The 21762-nt window shown below is 41.3% G+C and carries 21 protein-coding genes; 12 read left to right on the top strand and 9 right to left on the bottom strand.

Going from position 1 to position 21762, the window contains the following annotated elements:
* The first annotated feature begins 162 nt into the window (after nucleotides 1-162).
* Nucleotides 163-816: a LysM-like peptidoglycan-binding domain-containing protein gene (locus A1QC_RS14140; RefSeq protein WP_017026368.1), complete on the top strand. Its 654-nt coding sequence runs from the start codon at nucleotides 163-165 to the stop codon at nucleotides 814-816.
* Between the two features lie 67 nt (nucleotides 817-883).
* Here A1QC_RS14140 and A1QC_RS14135 read toward each other — a convergent pair whose 3' ends face one another.
* Nucleotides 884-1378, bottom strand: a complete 495-nt coding sequence (locus A1QC_RS14135) for a GNAT family N-acetyltransferase (RefSeq protein ID WP_017026367.1) — start codon at nucleotides 1376-1378, stop codon at nucleotides 884-886.
* A gap of 210 nt (nucleotides 1379-1588) precedes the next feature.
* On the opposite strand from A1QC_RS14135, the gene cobA reads away from it, so the two are divergent.
* The 5 genes from cobA to cysC all read left to right on the top strand — a co-directional run bounded on the left by cobA (nucleotide 1589) and on the right by cysC (nucleotide 7387).
* On the top strand, nucleotides 1589-2464 hold the full coding sequence (gene cobA / locus A1QC_RS14130) for a uroporphyrinogen-III C-methyltransferase (protein WP_017026366.1): 876 nt from the start codon (nucleotides 1589-1591) through the stop codon (nucleotides 2462-2464).
* 62 nt (nucleotides 2465-2526) lie between these two features.
* Entirely contained in the window at nucleotides 2527-3435 is a 909-nt protein-coding gene (gene cysD, locus A1QC_RS14125) for a sulfate adenylyltransferase subunit CysD (RefSeq protein ID WP_017026365.1), read from the top strand.
* 80 nt (nucleotides 3436-3515) lie between these two features.
* Entirely contained in the window at nucleotides 3516-4967 is a 1452-nt protein-coding gene (gene cysN / locus A1QC_RS14120) for a sulfate adenylyltransferase subunit CysN (RefSeq protein WP_017026364.1), read from the top strand.
* A gap of 24 nt (nucleotides 4968-4991) precedes the next feature.
* Complete coding sequence (locus tag A1QC_RS14115; RefSeq protein WP_017026363.1) at nucleotides 4992-6716, top strand: SLC13 family permease; 1725 nt, start codon at nucleotides 4992-4994, stop codon at nucleotides 6714-6716.
* A 59-nt stretch (nucleotides 6717-6775) separates the two neighbouring features.
* Entirely contained in the window at nucleotides 6776-7387 is a 612-nt protein-coding gene (cysC, locus tag A1QC_RS14110) for an adenylyl-sulfate kinase (protein ID WP_017026362.1), read from the top strand.
* 120 nt (nucleotides 7388-7507) lie between these two features.
* On the opposite strand, the gene A1QC_RS14105 is transcribed toward cysC, so the two are convergent.
* The 5 genes from A1QC_RS14105 to A1QC_RS14085 all read right to left on the bottom strand — a co-directional run bounded on the left by A1QC_RS14105 (nucleotide 7508) and on the right by A1QC_RS14085 (nucleotide 11521).
* Nucleotides 7508-7978, bottom strand: a complete 471-nt coding sequence (locus A1QC_RS14105) for a DUF3299 domain-containing protein (RefSeq protein ID WP_039836781.1) — start codon at nucleotides 7976-7978, stop codon at nucleotides 7508-7510.
* Nucleotides 7979-8055: 77 nt separating this feature from the next.
* Nucleotides 8056-9315 carry an ABC transporter permease gene (locus A1QC_RS14100; protein WP_017026360.1) on the bottom strand — a complete coding sequence of 420 codons (1260 nt, stop codon included), beginning with the start codon at nucleotides 9313-9315 and terminating at the stop codon, nucleotides 8056-8058.
* Entirely contained in the window at nucleotides 9312-10046 is a 735-nt protein-coding gene (locus A1QC_RS14095; RefSeq protein WP_026025986.1) for an ABC transporter ATP-binding protein, read from the bottom strand. The genes A1QC_RS14100 and A1QC_RS14095 overlap by 4 nt, the downstream gene beginning before the upstream one ends.
* 184 nt (nucleotides 10047-10230) lie before the next feature.
* Nucleotides 10231-10833: a zinc uptake protein ZrgA gene (gene zrgA / locus A1QC_RS14090; protein ID WP_017026358.1), complete on the bottom strand. Its 603-nt coding sequence runs from the start codon at nucleotides 10831-10833 to the stop codon at nucleotides 10231-10233.
* Between the two features lie 136 nt (nucleotides 10834-10969).
* Nucleotides 10970-11521: a YtfJ family protein gene (locus A1QC_RS14085; protein WP_017026357.1), complete on the bottom strand. Its 552-nt coding sequence runs from the start codon at nucleotides 11519-11521 to the stop codon at nucleotides 10970-10972.
* 251 nt (nucleotides 11522-11772) lie between these two features.
* Between A1QC_RS14085 and A1QC_RS14080 the strand changes: the two genes are divergently transcribed.
* Nucleotides 11773-11985: a DUF1107 family protein gene (locus A1QC_RS14080; protein WP_017026356.1), complete on the top strand. Its 213-nt coding sequence runs from the start codon at nucleotides 11773-11775 to the stop codon at nucleotides 11983-11985.
* A gap of 185 nt (nucleotides 11986-12170) precedes the next feature.
* On the opposite strand, the gene msrA is transcribed toward A1QC_RS14080, so the two are convergent.
* Nucleotides 12171-12803, bottom strand: coding sequence for a peptide-methionine (S)-S-oxide reductase MsrA (gene msrA, locus A1QC_RS14075; protein WP_017026355.1), 633 nt, complete (start codon nucleotides 12801-12803; stop codon nucleotides 12171-12173).
* Between the two features lie 167 nt (nucleotides 12804-12970).
* Here msrA and tamA point away from each other — a divergent pair, with 167 nt between their 5' ends.
* The 5 genes from tamA to A1QC_RS14050 all read left to right on the top strand — a co-directional run bounded on the left by tamA (nucleotide 12971) and on the right by A1QC_RS14050 (nucleotide 19828).
* The gene (gene tamA / locus A1QC_RS14070; RefSeq protein WP_039836759.1) at nucleotides 12971-14707 is read left to right on the top strand and encodes an autotransporter assembly complex protein TamA; all 1737 of its coding nucleotides are present in this window, start codon (nucleotides 12971-12973) and stop codon (nucleotides 14705-14707) included.
* Complete coding sequence (gene tamB / locus A1QC_RS14065; RefSeq protein ID WP_017026353.1) at nucleotides 14707-18489, top strand: autotransporter assembly complex protein TamB; 3783 nt, start codon at nucleotides 14707-14709, stop codon at nucleotides 18487-18489. Before tamA ends, tamB begins: the two co-directional genes overlap by 1 nt.
* Before the next feature lie 22 nt (nucleotides 18490-18511).
* Nucleotides 18512-18865, top strand: a complete 354-nt coding sequence (locus A1QC_RS14060) for a gamma-glutamylcyclotransferase family protein (RefSeq protein ID WP_017026352.1) — start codon at nucleotides 18512-18514, stop codon at nucleotides 18863-18865.
* A gap of 57 nt (nucleotides 18866-18922) precedes the next feature.
* Entirely contained in the window at nucleotides 18923-19279 is a 357-nt protein-coding gene (locus tag A1QC_RS14055; RefSeq protein WP_017026351.1) for a DUF2799 domain-containing protein, read from the top strand.
* A gap of 186 nt (nucleotides 19280-19465) precedes the next feature.
* The gene (locus A1QC_RS14050; protein WP_017026350.1) at nucleotides 19466-19828 is read left to right on the top strand and encodes a DUF2799 domain-containing protein; all 363 of its coding nucleotides are present in this window, start codon (nucleotides 19466-19468) and stop codon (nucleotides 19826-19828) included.
* A 98-nt stretch (nucleotides 19829-19926) separates the two neighbouring features.
* Here the strand turns inward: A1QC_RS14050 and ppa are convergent, their stop codons facing one another.
* Both ppa and fbp read right to left on the bottom strand, forming a co-directional pair.
* Nucleotides 19927-20454, bottom strand: coding sequence for an inorganic diphosphatase (ppa, locus tag A1QC_RS14045; protein ID WP_017026349.1), 528 nt, complete (start codon nucleotides 20452-20454; stop codon nucleotides 19927-19929).
* A gap of 178 nt (nucleotides 20455-20632) precedes the next feature.
* Entirely contained in the window at nucleotides 20633-21643 is a 1011-nt protein-coding gene (gene fbp / locus A1QC_RS14040) for a class 1 fructose-bisphosphatase (RefSeq protein WP_017026348.1), read from the bottom strand.
* Nucleotides 21644-21762: the final 119 nt, after the last annotated feature.

Below are 21762 nucleotides of genomic sequence, written 5' to 3'. Positions count from 1 at the left end.
GCTTAAATGAAGCTGTAAGGATATCAGTTCTCATTGATAGATGAAACTTTGAGGAGATAAAATGGTTTAACAGTAAAGGGTGATGTTAATTTTTGTAATATACTGACAAAATGATTAGTTTATTGAATATCCTTGTTGAACATAGAAATAGGATGAACATAAGTGAACCAACGAAATAAAAATACACCAAGCAAATTTAATCAAGCTTGGGAATCCTTCACTGATTTAGATGTGGTGATTAGGGTTATTAGCGCTTGGAATCGCCTGCCGAAATTTCATCAACGAGCTTTGACGGTTCTGGTCCCCGTTGTCATTGTGCTGCTATTACTTCCTTCAGGAAGTGAGCCAAAAGAAGGTACATCTTCAAATAAAGTGGAAAAAGTTGTTCCCTCAAGGGTGACCGTTCCGCTGATTATTGATGGTCAAGAGACCAATGCCACTAAACCACCACCAAAAGTGGAAAAAGTGGATCAGAAACGAGTTTCTATTAGTGGCCCTCAATCTAATCAAGAATCAGAACCGGATAAAAGAGTTGTTACTAACAACGCCGGTCCTGAACCTTGGAATAATTATACAGTGAAAAAAGGCGACACCTTATCTCAAGTGTTCAGAAATAATGACTTATCGTTGTCGGATCTGAACGATTTAGTAGCTATTGAAGGGAAAGATAAACCGTTGAGCCAGATCCAGCATGGTCAGCTTATTCGATATAAACTGACCAATCGAGGTGATTTGGATATTTTACAAATTGAGAAAGATGATGGTCCTGTGATGTTCTTTCGCTTATCCAGTGGTGGGTTTTCTCGAAGCCAGTAACAAAGAGTCTATCTAATATTGAAGCTTTGAAGTACAGCCATCAATATACAATCACTGATTAAGTTATCTATATAGCCGATATATTTGCTTCATCAACATGGCGAATCATATCAATATGAGGTATATCATCTTCAAGATATACCTCTGAAGACTTTATGAATCCATGTTGATTATAGAAAGCTTCCAAATGCGCTTGAGCGCCTATCGTGATATTACTTTCTCCCCAAATAGTTTGGCTATGCTCAATTGCGCTCTGCATTAATTGATGGCCTAAACCATTTCCTCTATGGGTTTGTTTGGTCGCTATCCTGCCAATGCTGATGGTTTCATAGCTGACACCGTCAGGCAAAAGTCGTGCGCAAGCAATAATCTCATCCTTTTGAAAGCCAATTAAATGATACACGCCGTCAATTAGATCTTTATTATCCAGTTCTGGATAGGGGCAATTTTGCTCTACAACAAATACATCAACTCTTAATTTCAGCATTTCATAAAGTTGTTGAACACTTAACTGTTCGAATGTAACGCACTCCCACTGCATATTTACCTCTAATTTGGTCATAAAAGCCTATTAACTTAATGAAGTTCCCTGTTGAGTCAAGCAACTTCAATTTGGGTTTGGTCACTAAATTGTTGTTTGTTATTGATGCTGTAAATAATCCCTTAGCAGTTAATCGAATAAAAAATGAAATTTTAGCATTTCAGGTAATAACACTAGATGGTCATAATGAGCCATCGTTAAGTCATTATTTGAAGAAAGAGCATTATTTGTATGGATACAATCAAACTATTTCCCAATAGAAAACAGGAAAGTAGTGCCAATGAACAGGACTCTTCATTGGTAGCTTTTTCTCATGCCGCTAAAAGTCAGTTAAAAGCAGGTTCAGTTGCTTTAATCGGTGCAGGCCCAGGAGATGCTGAGCTTCTCACCATTAAAGCACTCTCTTATCTGCAACAAGCGGATGTCGTTTTATATGACTACCTAGTGTCCGAGGACATCATGGCATTGATCCCAAGCAGCACCATCTTAGTGTGCGTTGGTAAAAAAGCCGGGCATCACAGCGTACCGCAACATAAAACCAACCAACTTCTGGTCGATTTTGCCAACCAAGGTCACAAAGTAGCGCGAATCAAGGGGGGGGATCCCTTTATTTTTGGTCGTGGTGGAGAGGAGCTCGAAGTATTAGCGGAAGCTGGCATTCAGTTTGAAGTTATCCCTGGTATCACATCTGCTGCAGGGGCGACGGCTTATGCTGGTATTCCTTTAACCCATAGAGATTATGCACAATCAGCAATGTTTGTGACTGGCCATTTAAAATCAGACGATGATCAAATGGATTGGGCGACACTCGCGCGCGGTCAACAAACCTTAGTGATTTATATGGGCCTAATGAAATCAAGCCATATTCAAGAACAGCTGATCAAACATGGTCGTAGCAGTACAACGCCGCTAGCCATTATTGAACGTGGCACGCAAAAGCAACAAAAAGTATTGCTAGGGCAATTATCCGATTTATCTACTTTAGCCGAGCATGCCCAGTCCCCTTCTTTGATTGTTGTCGGGGAAGTAGTGCAGCTTGCAACGAAATTGAATTGGTTTCAAAGCGAAAACCAAGTCACACAACAAACCCAAAAAGTAGCGGTGTAGCGACAAGCTGACAACGCACTTGTTGAACAGACATGCTCATAGAGCGATAAGGAAATAGTGAAATGGACCAAGAACGTTTGACCCACTTGCAGCAATTAGAAGCGGAAAGCATTCATATCATCCGTGAAGTTGCCGCTGAATTTGATAACCCAGTCATGATGTATTCGATTGGTAAAGATTCAGCCGTGATGCTGCACTTAGCTCGCAAAGCTTTTTACCCAGGTAAAATCCCATTCCCATTATTGCATGTGGATACGGATTGGAAATTCAAAGAGATGATCGAATTTCGTGATCGTACAGCGAAGAAATATGGCTTTGAATTGTTAGTACACAAAAACCCTGAAGGCATTGCGATGGGCTGTAACCCATTTGTACATGGTTCATCAAAACATACGGACATCATGAAAACCCAAGGCTTAAAGCAAGCATTAAACCAATATGGTTTTGATGCCGCTTTTGGTGGTGCGCGTCGTGATGAAGAGAAATCTCGTGCCAAAGAACGAGTTTATTCTTTCCGTGATAAACACCATGGTTGGGATCCTAAAAACCAACGTCCTGAGTTATGGAAAACCTATAACGGCCAAGTGAATAAAGGGGAAAGTATCCGAGTTTTCCCATTATCAAATTGGACGGAGCTTGATATCTGGCAATACATCTACTTAGAGAATATCGAAATTGTGCCTTTATATTTAGCGGCCGTACGCCCAGTGGTCGATCGTGATGGCATGTTGATCATGGTGGATGATGATCGTTTCGTGTTTGAAGAAGGCGAAAAGGTGGAGCATAAGAGTGTCCGTTTTAGAACATTAGGCTGCTACCCACTAACCGGCGCGGTTGAATCAAAAGCGGCTACGTTGCCAGAAATTATTCAAGAAATGTTAGTGGCAACTTCCAGTGAAAGGCAAGGGCGAGCCATTGACCATGACCAATCGGGATCAATGGAATTGAAGAAGCGCCAAGGTTATTTCTAAGACTTAGCCGCGAGTAACTTTTTAGATTGTAACGCTCTAACGTTCGCGTTTAGAGAGTGGTTATTAACAAGGATTTTAATATGAACGCAGCAGTAGAGGCCGAGTTGGCCGAACTAGGTATCGAAGGATATCTGACTCAACATCAATATAAGTCATTAATGCGCTTTTTAACGTGTGGTTCAGTCGATGACGGTAAAAGTACGCTCATCGGTCGCTTGCTTCATGACTCAAAGCAGATTTATGAAGATCAATTAGCCGCAGTAAATAACGATAGCCAACGTGTGGGTACGACTGGTGAACGTCCAGACTTAGCATTATTAGTTGATGGCTTACAAGCTGAGCGTGAGCAAGGCATTACCATTGATGTAGCGTATCGTTACTTCTCAACGCAAAAGCGTAAGTTCATTATTGCCGATACACCGGGGCATGAGCAATACACACGTAACATGGCAACAGGGGCATCGACTTGTGATGTGGCTGTTATCTTGATTGATGCGCGTAAAGGTGTTTTGGATCAAACTCGTCGCCATTCATTCATTTCGAGCTTATTGGGGATCCGTCACTTTGTGGTTGCCGTGAATAAAATGGATTTAGTCGAATATTCTCAAGCGCGTTTTGAAGAAATTCGCCAAGAATACTTTGAATTTGCTAAAAATCTAAATCAAGACATTGATATTCAATTGATTCCAATCTCAGCATTGGAAGGCGATAACGTTGTAGATCAAACAGAAAATCTGTCTTGGTATCAAGGGCTTCCATTATTACAAATATTAGAAAATATTGACTTAAGCCAAGCGCATACTCAAGGTGAGTTCCGTTTGCCGATTCAATATGTCAACCGCCCTAATCTTGATTTCCGTGGTTTCTGCGGAACCATTGCGAATGGCACGATCGCTGTTGGTGATAGTGTTACAGCACTGCCATCAGGAAAAAGCTCAAAAGTTGCTAGTATCGTAACGTTTGATGGTGATCTTGATTCAGCGCGTGCAGGGCAAGCGGTCACGGTGACTTTAGAAGATGAAATTGATATCAGCCGTGGTGATTTATTAGTGCCAAAAGGTGCTTCGATTAAAGCGACCAATCAATTCCTAGCCGATGTGGTTTGGATGACAGAGCAACCTTTAGTTGCGGGTCGTCAATACGACATTAAAGTGGCCGGTAAACAAACGGTGGGTCAATTGGAGTCAATCAAGCACCAATATGACATTAATAAGCTGGAAAAATTCGATGCGACAGAACTGCCGCTTAACGGTATCGGTTTATGTGAAATCTCGTTAACAGAAACGGTAGCGTTGGATAATTACGTGGATTGTGAAGATACCGGTGGTTTTATCTTTATTGATCGATTGACCAATGTAACCGTTGGTGCGGGCATGATCCGTGAGCGTTTAGTTGAACAACAAGCGACGACAGAAAATCCAAGTTTTGAAGTTGAGTTAAACGCGCTTATCCGCAAGCATTTCCCTCATTGGGAAGCAAAAGATATCAGCCAACTTTTTTCGGCGTCCGCGTCATCTGATGTGAAAAAGTAGGGATATCAAATAGTGGAATACGCCATGTGGGAGAAATGGTTTGTCTTAATATTGCTAGTAGCCATTATTGGTAGCTTAATCTTCACCAAGATTAAACCTAGCTTTATTTTTGCGGCTGCCGCTCTGGTTTCTTTTATGAGTGGAGCAGTTGATCTCGATGGCATAGCGATGAACTTTACTAATTCATCGCTCCTTACCTTGGTATTGTTGATATTGGCGTCATGCGCTTTAGAAAAAACACGGCTGATCAGTTGGATTAGCCGTCATATTTCTACCGGGCGTTTAGGCTCAGTCGTTGCCAAACTTGGCTTTTCTACTGCGCTGTTATCTTCTTTTACCAATAATACCGCAGTGGTGGTGTCTTTGATTGGTGCGATCAAGCGTAATCAATCTCATGCTCCATCACGCCTGCTGATCCCACTTTCTTATGCTGCCATTTTAGGTGGAACCTTAACGCTGATAGGCACCTCAACCAACCTGATTATTAATAGTTTTGTGGTGGATGCAGGTTTGCCGAGCTTAGGATTTTTTGCGCCAACTTGCATTGGTTTGGCGATTATTGTGGTGGGAGTTTTGGTTCTAATTCCATTGAGTTATATTCTGCCGCATAGCGATAGTCACGAACAAGATGATTTGCCTTACTTTTTAGAAGCGAGAGTGGAAGTTGGCTCACCTCTGATTGGCAAAAGCATTGCTGAAAATAACTTGCGAGCACTGCGTAAATTGTTTCTCGCCGAAGTGATACGCGATGGTGTCACCATGCCTTCAGTTACTCCAGATTTAGTGCTGCTGGAAAAAGACCGTTTATTGTTTTGTGGGGATGTTGAAAGTGTCGCCACACTACAAGAAATCCCGGGCATTACGTTATTTGGTCAGCATCATCTAAATGGGCAAAGCTTTATGGAAGTGGTGGTGAGTCAATCAGCATCAATCTGTAATAAAACATTAAAGTCTAGCCAGTTTCGAGATCGTTTTGATGCCGTGGTCGTCGCGATTCGTCGTGGCCATGAGCGTTTAGAAGGTGGATTGGGGAATGTAAAACTTGCCGCGGGTGATACCTTGGTATTGGTGCCGGGTAAAGGTTTTCACTCAGCAAGGCAAGATAACGCCAAAGAATTTGTTTTAATTAATGATTTGGACTCGAGCGCCAAGTTGGATAGCCGAAAATCTGCTTTTGTTTTATTTGGTTTTGCGGCGGTTATTGGATTATCTCTAGCGGGTGTGATCCCAATTATTAAAGGTTTAGCCGGTTATATCGTGGTAATGCTAGCGATTGGCGCGATTGGTATCAGTGAGCTGCGTCGCCGCTTCCCTATTGATATCGTCGTGATTGTGGGTTCAGCGTTATCGCTTGCTCAGTTGATGATGTCTTCTGGCTTATCAAAGCAAATGGGTGAATTATTTATTTACCTATTTAACGGTTGGGGACCAATTGGCGCACTTATTGCGACTTACTTACTGACGTTAATTTTAACCGAGTTGATCACCAATAATGCGGCCGCTGCCTTAGCATTTCCTATTGGTTATAGCATGGCGATTGGTTATGGCGTTGATCCTATGCCCTTTATTATGGCAGTACTGTTTGGGGCGAGCGCGAGTTTTATCTCGCCTTATGGCTATCAAACTAACTTATTGGTGTACAGCGTTGGTAACTATCATGTTAAGGATTTCATCAAGATTGGTGTACCGGTCTCGATAGTCTATTCAGTGGTTGTACTGACGTTAATCCCTTACTTCTTCCCTTTTTAATGATGTGATTTTTCATGAATACGGCGTAATGGCCAAACATGACAGGATGAATTGAATTTATGAATGCGATTAAAAAAGATGAAAATGTTATTTGGCATCAACATCAAGTAACTAAGCAAACTCGCTCTGAGTTGAAAAAACAAAAGCCAGTGGTACTTTGGTTTACTGGGTTATCTGGCGCGGGTAAATCGACCGTGGCAGGGGCGTTAGAAAGCCAATTGGCCTCGCTGGGTTACCATACTTACTTACTCGATGGTGATAATGTTCGACATGGGTTATGCAGTGATTTAGGGTTCTCGGCGCAAGATCGTCGTGAGAATATTCGCCGTATCGGTGAGTTAGCAAAATTGATGGCCGATGCAGGATTGATTGTCCTTTCTGCTTTTATCTCTCCACATCGCGCAGAGCGTCAAATGGTGCGTGATTTGCTGCCGGAAGGTGAGTTTGTTGAGGTATTTGTTAATGCCCCTCTAGAAGTGTGTGAAAAGCGAGACCCTAAAGGTTTGTATAAAAAGGCAAGAGCTGGTGAGATCCCTAATTTCACTGGTATTGATTCGGAATATGAAGCGCCTAAAAACCCAGAAATTGATTTACCGGCAGGTGACAAAAGTTTGGATGAATTAGTGGACCAATGCTTAACGGTGCTACGAGAAAAGTCCATTATTGCCTAATGGCTTGATTGAAGCCATTCATTGGTTTATTTAGGGTACAAATACAAGAAAGAGAAGGACGCATAACGTTACCTTCTCTTTTTCTATATGGGTAGATAGCTTAAAGAACATTAAACGACATTACATATCATCAAATTCTTCGATTTTATCCCCTTCCATGGTGTAGCCTGTTTGTGCTAATTCATGATCAAGCGTTTGAGTTTCTAGCTTTCCTATCACATACACCACATCCCACAGCTGTTGCACTGGCGCGCCTTTTGGAAATTTCACATAAATAATTTGGTTTGGCGGCGGCGGCGGTACATGTATGCAAGCACCAAAATAAGGAACCAATAAGAATTCGGTGATGGTGTTTTCATCTCCTTCTAAAGGGATCACAAACCCAGGAATTTTGACATAACTCCCATCGAGTTCTGGTCGCACATTACCTATCGGGTTTTGTTTTGCAGCCGCTCCCTCATGACCACCAAGTGCGGGCATACCAAGTTTGTCAAAATTCTTTTGCTCGTCTACTGGGACTAAATCTATCCAATCCAAAGTGAGGGCTTCTTTGGCTTCTGCTGCACGGGCTGATGAACCCAATATGATCATCGTGAATAAGCAGCCTAAAATGACAATGCTCAAAGGACGAGGGTGTGAAAAAAAACGAGAAAGAACCGTTTGCATGGTTATACCTTAATTGTCATGCCATCAGCGACAGAATGACGATATGCTTTAAGTGATGGGATAAACCCAATGAATACACCAGATAATTGCACCAATATTAGTAACATAAGGTCATGGTGGGATAAACCCGTAAGCGCTATTTTTATGCCATATTGATGCTCAATAATTGGCGCTGCGATACTCAGTGCAATATAAAGCAAACCGATACCAAGAGTAATACCTAATAGCGTTAATACACTGGCTTCACTCATTAGTAAAAAGAATATGTGTTTAGGTTGAGCCCCCATGGCACGCAGAATGGCCATCTCTCTGCGCCTTTCTTGCAAGCCAGTTAATAGGCTGGTTAGCATGCCAAGTAAACCGGCGAACACCACAAAGCTTGAAATGATCATTAAGGCTTGTTCTGCCACTGACATCATGCCCCACAGTTCACTTAGTGCAATACCGGGTAAAATCGCACTGAGCGGCTCTTTGTTATAAGTATTGATTTGTCTTTGTAGCATAAAGGTTTGAATTTTCGAATTCAGCCCCAGCATGAACGCGGTAATTTGTTTAGGTTCAAATTGCTCATTCTTTAGTGCATCTTGACTTGGTGTGCGGCCAAGGTGTGCACCTGATTCCCACCCAACATGAATCGCCTCAATCGCGGCCAAAGAAACATGAACGGTTTTATCTACCGGCGTTCCTGTGGGTGCTAAAATTCCAACTATCTTAAAGGGTAAGTTTTTATGCCTAGTGAAGGATTTATCACTTATGCCATGTGCAATAATGATGTCATCGCCAATGTGATAGTTGAGCTTTTTAGCGACATCAGAACCAATCACAGCTTCAAATAAGTTATGAAATAGTTGGCCTTGGTTGAATGTAAGTGCTTGCTTACTTCCATGGCGATAAAAAGTAAAATAATCCTGATTGGTTCCCATAACACGGAAACCTCGATGAGAATCTCCTAAAGAAATAGGGATCGACCATTTAACTTGAGGGAGATGAGCAATTTCTTGATAGCTTTTCCAGTCGATATTGTTGGTGGCATTACCAATACGAAAGACGGAATAAAGGAGTAAATTCACGTCACCTGAACGTGCCCCTACAATGAGGTCGGTGCTTGATATTGTATTGGCAAAACTGCTTTTTGCTTGGGTGCGGATTTTCTCTACCCCAATCAGTAAAACCACAGAAATGGAAACGGTTAAGATGGTGAGCAAGGCGGTGGTTTTTCGGTTGAGTAAACTCTTCCAAGCTAGAGATAAAATGGCGCTCATGAGTGCTCACCTTGTGGATGAAAATTAGACGTGGAATTGATGGTCATCAGATCGATTGTTCGATCAAAATAGGCTTGTAAGCTTGAATCGTGGCTAACAAAAATAACACTGGCTTGGCTGCGGTTAGCTTCTTCGATTAATAACTCTATAAAGGCTTGGCGGTTATCGTGATCGAGAGCTGAAGTCGGTTCATCAGCAATAATAATTTCTGGTTGTCCAATTAAGGCTCTTGCTGCTGCTACACGTTGTTGCTGTCCGATACTTAAGTCTGAAATCGGTCTCTCAAAGACCGATTCAGGTAAATGTAAGCGTTGTAATAATTGCTTTGCTTGCTCGATTAATGTGCTGCCAGATTGTAGCGCCCGTTGCTTTCTTATTTTAGAAAAGCGGCAAGGAAGCAAAACATTGTCGATCACGGAAAGGTAGGGCAATAAATTAAATTGCTGAAAAATATAACCAATATGATGAGATCGAAATTGATCTCTTCTGGCTTGATTCAGTTGATTTAAAGGTTGGCCTAATACTGTAATTTTGCCGGATTGGGGCGTAATAATGCCAGTGAGTAAACTGAGTAATGTCGATTTGCCACAGCCGCTAGGGCCTTTAATAAATACATGTTGTTGCGTTGGGATTGTTAGCTCATCAATGAGCAGGGTTGGCGTATCCTGTTTAGGCCAAGCAAATTGAATTTGGCTTAATTGGATGGCAAATTCAGGTGTTAAGCTCGTCATATTCAACTCAGAAAAGTGCATTAAAAGAAAAGAGTTTACCTTTTTTTGTCAGGCAATAAAGCCCAGCATTAAATAAACCACTTTGCTTTAAGTTGCAACTTAGCGAACTGTATGAGCTGCAACTTAAATGGCTTTAGATATTGCTCAGGCTAGAAAATTTCAGAAAGCATTCCTTGGTTAACCTTTACCACTCAATGGTATTTTGAGGGTTTTTTAATTCAATATGCTTTTGTTTAGTATCGGTTAATAAATTTACTTCAATTGTTTGAGTCGATGGGAAGTGAGTAAACCATTGCGTTGAAATTGATGATAATTGTTGAATATTGTCGCATTCGAAGTGGTATTCCACTGTGAAAGTACCATGCTGGTCGTGGTCGTGGTCGTGGTCGTGGTCGTGGTGATCTTCTTCTGCTTCATGATCATGATGTTCATCAGTCTCATTCTCTATATTGCTTTTCACACTGGCATGTTCGACCTTACATTGCGCATTATCCGTTAAAGTAAACACCTGTTCAGGTTTGTTCAATAATGCAGAGGCTTGCTGATAAACTTGTTTTTCCGCGTCAGTTTGCGGTGTGTGTTCATAACCCAATACATCATTACCTGGAGAGGTGATTTCCATGAGTAATTCTTTATCTTCCTGCACAATATTGAATGTCACCACGCCATGGACATGTGCTTCATGTTGACGGTGTTCATGCTGGTGGGCATCTTCGGCTACAGCAGAAGAGCAAATTGAAGAAAGGCCAAGGAATAAAAGTGGAGAATACGATCGGGTAATAAACATGTTGGACGCTCACAAATAATAGAAGTAGGAGTGAGCAGAACGCGTTAACGTTCCAACTCACCAAGCCTTAATTGTTATACTATAACAATTAAGGCTATGGCAAGTAGAATGTTATATTATTACATTACTGGTGAGACTAGATGTTTTGTTGAATCAATTGCAGTACTTGTTTTATTTCTTCTGGATTAAGCGCTCCAGTTTGATTAAATAACACTTTTCCAATTTTATCTTGCACGATAATCGTTGAAGATTCTGACGTTAGCTGCCATTGCTTAGTGGCGATACCATCTTGATCCAATACCATTGAAGACCATGGGAACTCTTTTTTACCATCTTCAGCAGAGGATTTTACGAAAGAGCCGGTTCCCCAAATAGAATCATCTTGATTGACGATAGTCGTAGTTTGGTAGCTGTCTGCGGGAAATTCGGCCTTGGTGATCGCCGCCATTAAGGGAGCATTCATTGCTTTTGCGCCACTTCTACCAGCGATAGCTTGAATGACTCGTACTTTGCCGAGCAGTGATTTAGTGTCCCACGGTGAGTAAGAAACCTTATCGTTTTCGACGAATATTTCACCACCTTTTTCAATGCTGACTGCCGGGACATTCTGGTTTAATTGAATGTTATTGGCGTTGGCAAATAAAGGTGCAGTGCACAACAGTAGAGCAAAAGTGATTTTTTTTAGCATGGCGTAAATTCCCTATCTGGGGCTGAAAGTCTTCCTATAATAGCGGATAAAACCATATTTACTGTGTGAATTGTCACTTGGCTTTATTTTTGCATTGTTTTGAGTATATCAATTTTGTTTATTTTGCATCGTGTCACGTCTTTGAAGCATTTTTAAAGTATCAATGTGGCTGAAATAGATTTTTACAACTATAAATGGATATAGGCTTGTTAAATCGTTGTCTCAAATAAAAATCATCATGGGTTTACAAAATGAATATGCAGCCAAATTTTAATCGTTATCGTCCATTACAAATTGCTCGCTTTGTGAAAGTGGTGTTTAAAGGGCACTTTGGTATTAAAGGTATTGGGGAGTTTCACTTTGATGGTGGGAAGGTGTTACTTCCTGATGTTTCGAATAAAAAGCAATTAAAAGTAATGAAAGAAGTCAACTCGGCTATTGCTGAATTATCAATGCAAGTTTGATTGTCGCTATGGTTTACACCACTCTAGATGCCGTTTTATTGATGGTATCTACTCGCGGCAAGTATTGTTGAGCGTGTGGTGAGTAATTCAAGTTAGGTTAATTAAAAAAGGTTGCTTCTTATTAAGAAAGCAACCTTTTGTGATTTTAGTACAAGTAATACATCTGGCGTACTGCTTGGATTTCGTTACAGGTTAGGGGGAAAACAAACGCCAGTTCCACCTATGCCACAATAACCTTGTGGGTTTTTGGCAAGGTATTGCTGATGGTACGTTTCAGCTAAATAATATTCACCCATCTCGCGAATTTCAGTGGTAATGTTCTTACTTAAACGTTCACCGATCGCGGTTTGATAGGTATTGTGACTCGTAAGTGCAACGGCTAAGTCATCTGTGCTTTCGGTATAGATCGCCGAGCGATATTGAGTACCGATGTCGTTACCTTGACGCATGCCTTGCGTTGGATCATGATGCTCCCAAAAAACAACAAGAAGCTGATCTAGGGTGATTTGAGACGGGTCAAATATGATTCGTACCACTTCAGCATGAGCAGTTTCTCCACTGCATACTTCTTTATAGGTTGGGTTTTTGGTGAACCCACCACTGTAACCAACCGATGTACTGAACACGCCTTCTAATTGCCAAAAAATACGTTCTGCTCCCCAGAAGCAACCTAAACCTAATAATACTTCTTTATAGCCTTGTGGTTTTTCGGCTGTTAAGTCGGTTTGGTTGACGAAATGTCGTTCTGTGATCACCATTTTTTCATCACGACCAATAAGAGCGGTTTCTTTGGTCACTAATTCCGTTTTATTTGACATAATTACGCCTCATGTTGCTTTAGAGATATGGGAAAGTCTGGTAGTTTAACTTGAGAGAATGATAATAGACCGACGAACCTCAGAGGTAATTTCATTCCATTTATATTTGTCGATACTATCGGCTTATCAAGCTACAGCAGTTTAGTGCGAGAGTACAATATTCACTTATGAAAACATCCTATCTTCCTTCAATACTTGGCTGTTTGTTGAGTTTTTCATCAATGACAGTTTTTGCTGATACTGATCTGAAAGTGGAAGGATTAGACGGCGATGTTGAAGATAATGTTTCAGCTTATCTCTCTTCGATAAAAGAAGAGGAGTATTCCACGTCCTTACGATTTCAATCTCGGATTGAAGATAATATTCGAGATGCTTTAAAGGCGTTAGGTTATTACAACCCTGAAATTGAGTTCACCGTAAATAGTGATAATGATAATCCTTCGTCTGATAATGAATTAATCGTTAACATTGATATTGGCGAACCAACGGTTATTTATGAAAGTGATATTGTTATAGAAGGTGAAGCGGCAACGGATGTCGATTTTCAGCGTTTGATTGATGAATCTAAGTTGAATTTAGGGCAAATTGTTAATCATGGGCATTACGAATCCCTTAAAGGTTCTATTCGAAATTTGGCGCTGCAGAAGGGCTATTTTGATGGTGAATTTACCGATACTCGTCTGCAAATTTCGGCTAAACGTAATCAAGCTTTAATTCATCTGCATTACAAAAGTGGTGAGCGTTATGTATTCGGTGCGACCAGTATCGTGGGCAGTCAGATTGAGCAGAAAAGAGTGTTCTCCTTATTGCCTTATAAAGAAGGTGATTTCTATCACTCTACGACGGTCGGGGTACTAAATCAGAACTTATCGAGCTCAGAATGGTTCTCAACCGTATCGGTAGAGCCGGATATTGAAGGGGTTGGTGAAGATAAAGCGTTACCAATGAAAGTGCGATTGGCTCCACAAACCCGAAATCAAATAGAAACCGGTTTAGGGTATTCGACGGATGTAGGTCCGCGAGGGAAATTATCCTGGAAAAAACCTTGGCTGAATAAATATGGCCATAGTGTAGGGGCCAGTTTGGTGCTTTCTAGCCCAGAAAAGACGTTTATTGCCAATTATAAGATCCCTTTAGAGGATGTACTGAGTGACTATTATTTGATTCAGTATGGTTTTAAAGATGAAGATGACAATGACACCAACAGCCAAGAGCAAAACTTATCTTTTGAGCGTCATTGGCTGTACGACAATGGTTGGCATCGTAGTATGTATGTTCGTGTTCTGTATGAAGATTATATTCAAGCATCAGAAGAAGGAACATCAACCTTTGTACTACCCGGAATTTCCTTTTCTCGGGTTCGTTCACGTGGCAGCACTATGCCAATGTGGGGCGATAAACAAAGCATCAATGTTGAGTTTGGCGATCCTGCTATGCTCTCTGATACCAGAATTGTGAGGGTGGTTGGGCACACTGGATGGATTCGTGGTATTGGTCAAAATCATCGTTTCTTAACTCGTCTGGATGCTGGTGGTGCGTTTGCGGATGATTGGTCCCAAGTACCGCCATCGTTACGTTTCTTTGTGGGGGGGATTAACTCCCTACGTGGTTATGGCTATGAAACCATCTCTCCAGAAGATAGCAATGGTGAATTAGAAGGTGGTGCGTACATGGCAACCAGTAGCTTAGAATATCAATATAGGGTGACTGGTAATTGGTGGTGGGCAACCTTTATTGATGTTGGTGATTCATGGACGGATACCCCAGATTGGAAACGAGGCGTTGGTATGGGAGTACGTTGGGGATCACCGATTGGCCCCGTTCGACTCGATTTTGCGTACGGTTTAGATGCGGATGATGGAGACCAGTTCAGAATTCACTTTACGTTAGGGCCTGAATTGTAATGAGACGATTATTGAAATGGTTGATTGGCCTTATTTTGCTGATCCCAACTACTTTGCTCGTGGTGTTGATTCTAGCTGCAATATTAATTTTTACCAATGTAGGCTTAAGTGGTGGCCTGTGGGTTGCTCATAAATTTGTGCCAGAATTGAAAGTTGAGTCGACAGAAGGCAGTTTGTTGCCCGGTTTTACTCTGCACAATGTGGAATATATCAATCCTGACTTGGGGATTACAGCCAACCTTAAACGCTTGGACTTTTTGACGTCGTTAGATTGCCTATTCGAGCATTCTGTTTGTTTGGATACGGTTGCCATTAATGGCCTCGATTTCTCAATGCCTTCATTACCAGAGTCGACCGAAGCAGAAGAAGAGGATTCATCTGGAGGGATGCCAACCCTTTTCTTGCCGATTCCTGTATCTCTCACCCATTTAAATCTAAATGACATCAATTTAGATATCTTAGGTTATAAAGCAAACTGGCAGCACTTTTCAACTGGATTGTATGCACAAGGTCGAACTTTGACCGTACGTCCAACCTCATGGAAAAAAATCAACTTAACTTTGGCGCCAACAACAGATGAACCGCCAGTGAGCAGTAAACCTTCATTACCCTTATCGCAACAAGCTGACATTGTCCTGCCTGAAGTGTCGTTGCCTTTTGGTGTCAAAGTTGAACAATTTGATATTAATGATTTTACTTTAAAGCAAAGCACACCAATGGTGGTTAATCATTTAGGTTTTCAAGGTCAGGCGAGTGGCAGTGATGTTGAGATAAAAAATCTGAAGCTTGATATGCCTGAAGCCGATTTATCTTTAAATACTAAAGTGAAATTATCTGGTGATTACCCACTAACGCTTAATGCCAAAGGCATGGTGAAAATGCCAGACTTTAAAGGGCAAGCTATCGATTTAGAAGCCAAAGGAAGCGTGGCTGATTTAACACTATCTAGCCATTTGTCTGGTGAGGCAGTGGCAACGTTGAATGCTAAGCTTCAACCTTTAAAAGCAACCTTACCTTTTGAGTTGAGTTTGCAAGATGGTAAAGCGCAATGGCCTTTTAAAGGAAAAGCAGATTACAAGATAGCGATAGCTCATTTAGATGGAAAAGGCTCTCTTGAGGGCTACCAAATGGATCTGAAGGCGAAATTAGCGGGAACAGAGATCCCTGAGGTTGATTTGTCTGCTAATGCTCAAGGGAATCTGAAACAAATTACACTGGAAAAACTGAATGTTGATACATTAGGAGGCAATGTTTCAGGGCAAGCCATGGTGAATTGGGAGGCCCCCTTAAACTGGAAAGCAACATTAGGCTTAACCGATATTCAACCCGGCTTACAGTGGCCACAAGCAGAAGGGAAAATCAGTGGTAGCCTCATTAATACTGGCTCATTGACCTCTCAAGGCGGTTGGCGTATTCAAGTTCCAACCTTAAATATTAAAGGAAATGTACGAGGCTATCCTTTACTCGTGAAGGGACAATTGACTGCAAATGACCTGACAGGGCGTGGAGATTATAAAGCGCGTACCCGCGGCTTGCAGCTTTCGCATGCCGGGAATGGCATCAAACTTAAAGGCAAATTGGATCAGCAATGGGATATGGACGTTGATGTTGATATGCCTAAATTATCCAAAACATTACCAGATATTAAAGGCCAGATTAAAGGCAGCGTGCAACTCCGTGGCGAACAAAAAAAACCGACCATTATCTCTAACTTAGCCGCCAGTAATATTAACTGGAATGATGATGAAGCAACGCTATCCTCAATACTTTTAAAAGGAGAAGTCTCACCATTGCCTGCGCCAAGTGGGGATTTGGTACTCCAAGCGAAGCAAGGTTCTTATCAGGGTCACAAACTGGATAACTTGAACCTTCGTTTTTCTGGTAACGAGAAGTCGCATAAGCTCACATTGGATACCGTAACCGATGTTGCTTCTGTTCAATTGCAGGTGGAAGGCGGGCTAGATCAGAAGCCGACTGCTACTTGGAAAGGGCAATTGCAAAGTGCCAGCATTATTTTGGCATCGCAAAAAGATCAAGTCGCTCCTGCGTGGAGTATTGATCACCCTGTCGATATTCAATACGCCTTAACTTCCCAAGTTGCCAAAGTGCAAGCACACTGTTGGCAGAATTTACCATCTAAGGTTTGTTTGGATAAAGATCTTCAAGCTGGACAGTCGGGAGAAGCCAATCTATCGATTGAAAACTTCACCTTTAATCAATTGCAGCAATTTATTCCTAATACCACGGCGGTGGATGGTGAGCTGAATGCAACCGCTTGGGCGAAATGGTCACCGAATGCTCCCCCTCAAGTGAAACTAGATGTTGATATTCCTGCTGGTAAAGTGACGCAAAAATTGGAACCGCCAGTCACGATCCCGTGGAATCAATTGCACCTTTCGGCCAACTTAAAGCAAAACAAACTGGATATGAATTGGCTACTTGATTTGACAAGCAATGGTCAGATCGAAGGGAAGATGTTGATTCCGAACGTTCAAGCTGAGCAAATGCAAATCGATGGAAAAAATACAATTGATGCGATTCATTTAGGTTTTTTAAGCCCGCTTCTTGGAGAGCAAAACCGAATGAATGCCAGTATTCAGTCCGATCTCTCGTTTAAAGGGCCTCTACTTCACCCTTTAGTGAATGGGCAATTTAATATTAATGATCTTCGTCTTGAGGGTCAGATGTTCCCTGTTGATGTGAATAAAGGTTCAGTGAATACGAAGTTTTCCGGATATGCTGCAACATTAAATAGCCAACTTGAAACGGCAGATGGCAATCTTAATTTGAAAGGGGATGCTAACTGGGCGCAAATGAATAATTGGCTCGTGAATTTAAGAGCATTCGGTGATGAGCTGAAGGTGGACGTACCGCCGATGGTGACACTTAAAGTAAAGCCAGATTTAAATATATCCCTCACACCAACACTGGCCAAGATCACTGGCCAAATTGATATTCCTTGGGGAAAAATATTAGTTGAAGAATTGCCTCAAAGTGCTGTTAGCGTATCAAAAGATGAAGTTTTATTAGATGAAGATCTAAAGCCTATAGAGGATGATACTGGGCTGCCAATGGCAGTAGAAACGGATGTTGTCATCAATATTGGCGATGATGTCAGCTTATCTGCTTTTGGTTTGAAAGGAAATTTAGTCGGTAGTTTGAAAGTTTCTGAGAAGAACAAAGGTCCTTTTATTCTGGGTGAGGTAAGGATCGAAGATGGTTACTACCAATCCTTCGGGCAAGACTTACTGATCAAGGAAGGGAAGATCTTAATGAACGGCCCAGCCGATCAGCCTTATGTTGCGATCAAAGCAATCCGAAATCCTGATAATACCGAAGATGATGTCATCGCAGGTATTCAGGTTACGGGACCTGCTGATGCACCTGAGGTTAACGTTTTTTCTGAGCCTGCAATGTCGCAAACCAGTGCATTATCTTATTTATTGCGTGGTCGTGATATTGATGATGCTGGAGGGGGTGGTGTCATGACGACCGCACTGATTGGCTTAAGCCTAGCTAAAAGTGGCAAGTTGGTTGGCCAGGTCGGAGAAGCGTTTGGTGTACATGACATGCAGCTGGGGACCGCAGGTTCAGGGGATGATTCTCAAGTGACTGTCAGTGGTTATATTGCTCCAGGATTACAGGTTAAATATGGGGTTGGGATTTTTAACGCTTTAGGTGAATTTACAGTTCGATATGAATTGGTCACCGATTTTTATATTGAAGCAGTGACCGGATTAGATAGTGCCGTTGATTTTATCTATCAATTTAGTTTTAACTGAATGTATGAATAAAGGTAAGAAAATGCCACAACACGTTTTTGTCTATGGCACCTTGCGTAAAGGCGAAGTGAATCATTTTTTACTTGAAGATAGCCTTTACCTTGGTCGTTGCCAAACAGATGAGAAGTTTTATTTGTATGATCTTGGGCCTTATCCAGCTTTAGGTGTAGGGGATCAATCGATACAGGGTGAGGTTTATCAGGTTGATGAAGCAACATTTCAACGTTTAGATCAATTGGAGGATTATCCAATTGAATATGATAGGCAGGTAATTGTTACTCCTTTTGGCCATGCTTGGGTATATATTTACCAAGATGTGAGCAAGCTAAATCGAAGAATAACGTCTGGTGATTGGTGTCAGAAATTACCTAAATAATTAAAAATAAACTTAACGACGTTTGTACTTATCGAATATCAATAAAGGAGATTATTGATGAAACACTTACTTTTGAGCTTAACCTTTTTTGTACTTGCAGGGTGTGCTTCACAAAACGATTTACCAAAAACGAATGATGCATCGGTGTGGGAAACATACGGAAAAGATCAAGCAGCACAAGGTCATATTGAACTGACGAAAGAACAGTTGATCGAACAAAAATCTGATATTAATAACGAAGCAGTTCAAGCTTATCATCAAGGTTATATGGTTGGCCAAAATCAATATTGCAGTCAGAATCCATCAGCATTGGGACGTTCAGGTGAGTATTATCGAGGCATTTGTGATGATATTGATCCATACTTTAGAAAGAGATATTTAGACAGTAGCTCAGATCATGCTAGAGGGATGTAGCTATAACGGAATATGTGATAGAACATTTAGCTGATTTATCACAACTTCATTCGACTACCAGTAAAGCTTAAGTAGGTATATCTTTGTTGTTTGGTTTTAAGATGAAGTTTTAGATTGATATTTTGACTAGTGCGTTTGTTGAACAATGATGTAGATTCAGCATCACTACTCATACAGGAGATAATAATGAAGCGTATATTTTTCCTTTTAACTATTTTTATTATTGCTGGTTGTGCTTCACAAAATGACTTTCCAGATTCAGCGAATACTCAAGCTTGGCAAGTTTATGGGCAAGAGCGAGCTGAAAAAGGATTTGTTGAGCATACCAAGCAAGATTTGATTAAGCAAAGTGGCCTAGGGACATTAAATGATGAAGCGATTAAAGCGTATCGCCAAGGTTATTTGATTGGTCAAAAGCAATATTGTAGCCAAAATGCTTCTTGGTTAGGCTCGACAGGGCAGGCGTATAGAGGGATTTGTGACAATATCGATCCATTCTTCCGTCAGGATTATATGTCCGGTGTACAGTCGCATGCTGATAGCCTGTAATAGATAGAAATAACCTCAGTGTGGAGCCAAACTGGGATTCAATAATAAAAAAGAGCCCAAATGGGCTCTTTTTTGAAGCAATATTTTATATCAAAGTATTACTTCTGAGCGCGCTCGTAAGATTCAAGAATCTCTTTACGTGCCGCAGCAACATCTTCCCAACCGTCTACTTTTACCCATTTACCTTCTTCAAGATCTTTATAACGCTCAAAGAAGTGAGTGATTTGAGATTTCAATAAGGCAGGTACATCGTCAATGTCTTGAATGTGATCGTATTCTTTCGACAATTTACTGTGAGGAACGGCAATCACTTTAGCATCTTCACCAGATTCATCGGTCATTTTTAATACGCCAACTGGGCGACAACGGATAACCGAACCCGGCATTAGAGGGAATGGTGTTGGAACCAGTACATCGACAGGGTCGCCATCTAAAGAAAGCGTGTGGTTTACATAACCGTAGTTACATGGGTAGAACATTGGCGCAGACATAAAACGGTCAACAAACACAGCGCCACTGTCTTTATCGACTTCGTATTTAATTGGATCAGCATTGGCAGGGATTTCGATTACGACATATAAGTCGTCTGGAAGTGATTTACCTGCAGGTACATTGTTCAAGCTCATTGGGCTTCCTTTCTCGGGGTTGAAATGAAATTTACGGCATGATTATAACGTGACTTGTGAAGGTTTTGTAAAGGGAATGAGGAAAATATGCGAAGGAAATTTGTTCTAGCGATGAGTTGAATCGTTTGTCAGCAATAAAGAGGAGACTAGCCCCTCTCATTGCATCACTAAGTTCTCGTTATTCTGGGTATTGTTCTAAAAAGCTTTCAACTTTATCAACCATGGCAGGTGAACCCACCACAAACGGAACGCGTTGGTGTAATTCGGTCGGTTTTAAATCGAGGATACGGTTTTTACCATCACTGGCTTTGCCACCGGCTTGTTCCATTAAGAAAGCAATAGGGTTGCATTCGTAGAGTAAACGTAACTTACCGTTCGGATGACTTTCGGTGCTTGGATATAAATAAATACCGCCTTTTAAAAGGTTACGATGAAAATCTGCAACTAAAGAGCCGATATAACGAGAAGTATATGGACGATGCTCTTCTGGGACGTTTTCTTGGCAATATTTAATGTATTTTTTAATACCCGTTGGAAAACGGATGTAATTGCCTTCATTGATGGAATAAATAGTTCCCAATTTAGGGATCATCATACTTTCATGAGATAGACAGAATACACCCAGTGATGGGTCGTAAGTAAAGCCGTGTACCCCATTACCTGTGGTGTACACCAACATAGTAGACGATCCATAAATGATGTAACCAGCAGCGACTTGCTTGTGCCCAGGTTGCAGGAAGTCTTCTTGGGTTGGTGCGCTACCAATCGGAGAAACTCGACGATAAATAGAGAAAATGGTTCCGACAGAAACGTTGACGTCGATATTGGATGATCCGTCCAATGGATCCATCAATACCACGTATTTAGCGTTTTTATTCAAGTCTTTATTGAAGGCAACGGCTTCATCTTCTTCTTCGCTTGCCACACCACAAACTTGATCTCGTGCTTCTAACGCGGCTTTAAACTTGTCATTAGCGTAAAGATCGAGTTTCTGCTGTTCTTCACCTTGAATATTTTCAGCACCCACTGCCCCAGTAATATCCACTAAACCGGCTTTGTTGATTTCTCTGTTTACAATTTTCGCAGCCAGTTTAATTGAGCCTAACAGTGAAGAAAGCTCACCGCTGGCATGAGGGAAGTGGTGTTGGTTTTCAACTACAAATTCGCCAAGTGTGCGCATGGTCGACATGATTCATCCTTATGTGTCGTTAAGCGAAACTACTGTTACCTTGCGTATGTGAAGCTGACACTTCAATTGCATTAGGTATATTGAGTATTTGGGTTTAACCGATTGTAAATTGAGAAACT

Source organism: Vibrio rumoiensis 1S-45, from assembly GCF_000286955.2.
Taxonomy (GTDB): Bacteria; Pseudomonadota; Gammaproteobacteria; order Enterobacterales; family Vibrionaceae; genus Vibrio; species Vibrio rumoiensis_A.
Note: the sequence above shows the minus strand (reverse complement) of the source record. Positions and strands in the feature narration are given on the sequence as shown.

Coding starts and splice junctions, on each gene's coding strand:
- A1QC_RS14100 (WP_017026360.1), bottom strand. CDS start 9,315: ATGAGCGCCATTTTATCTCTAGCTTGGAAGAGTTTACTCAACCGAAAA.
- A1QC_RS14085 (WP_017026357.1), bottom strand. CDS start 11,521: ATGCTAAAAAAAATCACTTTTGCTCTACTGTTGTGCACTGCACCTTTA.
- A1QC_RS14115 (WP_017026363.1), top strand. CDS start 4,992: ATGTGGGAGAAATGGTTTGTCTTAATATTGCTAGTAGCCATTATTGGT.
- A1QC_RS14055 (WP_017026351.1), top strand. CDS start 18,923: ATGAAACACTTACTTTTGAGCTTAACCTTTTTTGTACTTGCAGGGTGT.
- tamB (WP_017026353.1), top strand. CDS start 14,707: ATGAGACGATTATTGAAATGGTTGATTGGCCTTATTTTGCTGATCCCA.
- cysN (WP_017026364.1), top strand. CDS start 3,516: ATGAACGCAGCAGTAGAGGCCGAGTTGGCCGAACTAGGTATCGAAGGA.
- tamA (WP_039836759.1), top strand. CDS start 12,971: ATGAAAACATCCTATCTTCCTTCAATACTTGGCTGTTTGTTGAGTTTT.
- cysC (WP_017026362.1), top strand. CDS start 6,776: ATGAATGCGATTAAAAAAGATGAAAATGTTATTTGGCATCAACATCAA.
- A1QC_RS14095 (WP_026025986.1), bottom strand. CDS start 10,046: ATGACGAGCTTAACACCTGAATTTGCCATCCAATTAAGCCAAATTCAA.
- fbp (WP_017026348.1), bottom strand. CDS start 21,643: ATGTCGACCATGCGCACACTTGGCGAATTTGTAGTTGAAAACCAACAC.
- msrA (WP_017026355.1), bottom strand. CDS start 12,803: ATGTCAAATAAAACGGAATTAGTGACCAAAGAAACCGCTCTTATTGGT.
- zrgA (WP_017026358.1), bottom strand. CDS start 10,833: ATGTTTATTACCCGATCGTATTCTCCACTTTTATTCCTTGGCCTTTCT.
- A1QC_RS14105 (WP_039836781.1), bottom strand. CDS start 7,978: ATGATCATATTGGGTTCATCAGCCCGTGCAGCAGAAGCCAAAGAAGCC.
- cysD (WP_017026365.1), top strand. CDS start 2,527: ATGGACCAAGAACGTTTGACCCACTTGCAGCAATTAGAAGCGGAAAGC.
- A1QC_RS14060 (WP_017026352.1), top strand. CDS start 18,512: ATGCCACAACACGTTTTTGTCTATGGCACCTTGCGTAAAGGCGAAGTG.
- cobA (WP_017026366.1), top strand. CDS start 1,589: ATGGATACAATCAAACTATTTCCCAATAGAAAACAGGAAAGTAGTGCC.
- ppa (WP_017026349.1), bottom strand. CDS start 20,454: ATGAGCTTGAACAATGTACCTGCAGGTAAATCACTTCCAGACGACTTA.
- A1QC_RS14050 (WP_017026350.1), top strand. CDS start 19,466: ATGAAGCGTATATTTTTCCTTTTAACTATTTTTATTATTGCTGGTTGT.
- A1QC_RS14135 (WP_017026367.1), bottom strand. CDS start 1,378: ATGACCAAATTAGAGGTAAATATGCAGTGGGAGTGCGTTACATTCGAA.
- A1QC_RS14080 (WP_017026356.1), top strand. CDS start 11,773: ATGAATATGCAGCCAAATTTTAATCGTTATCGTCCATTACAAATTGCT.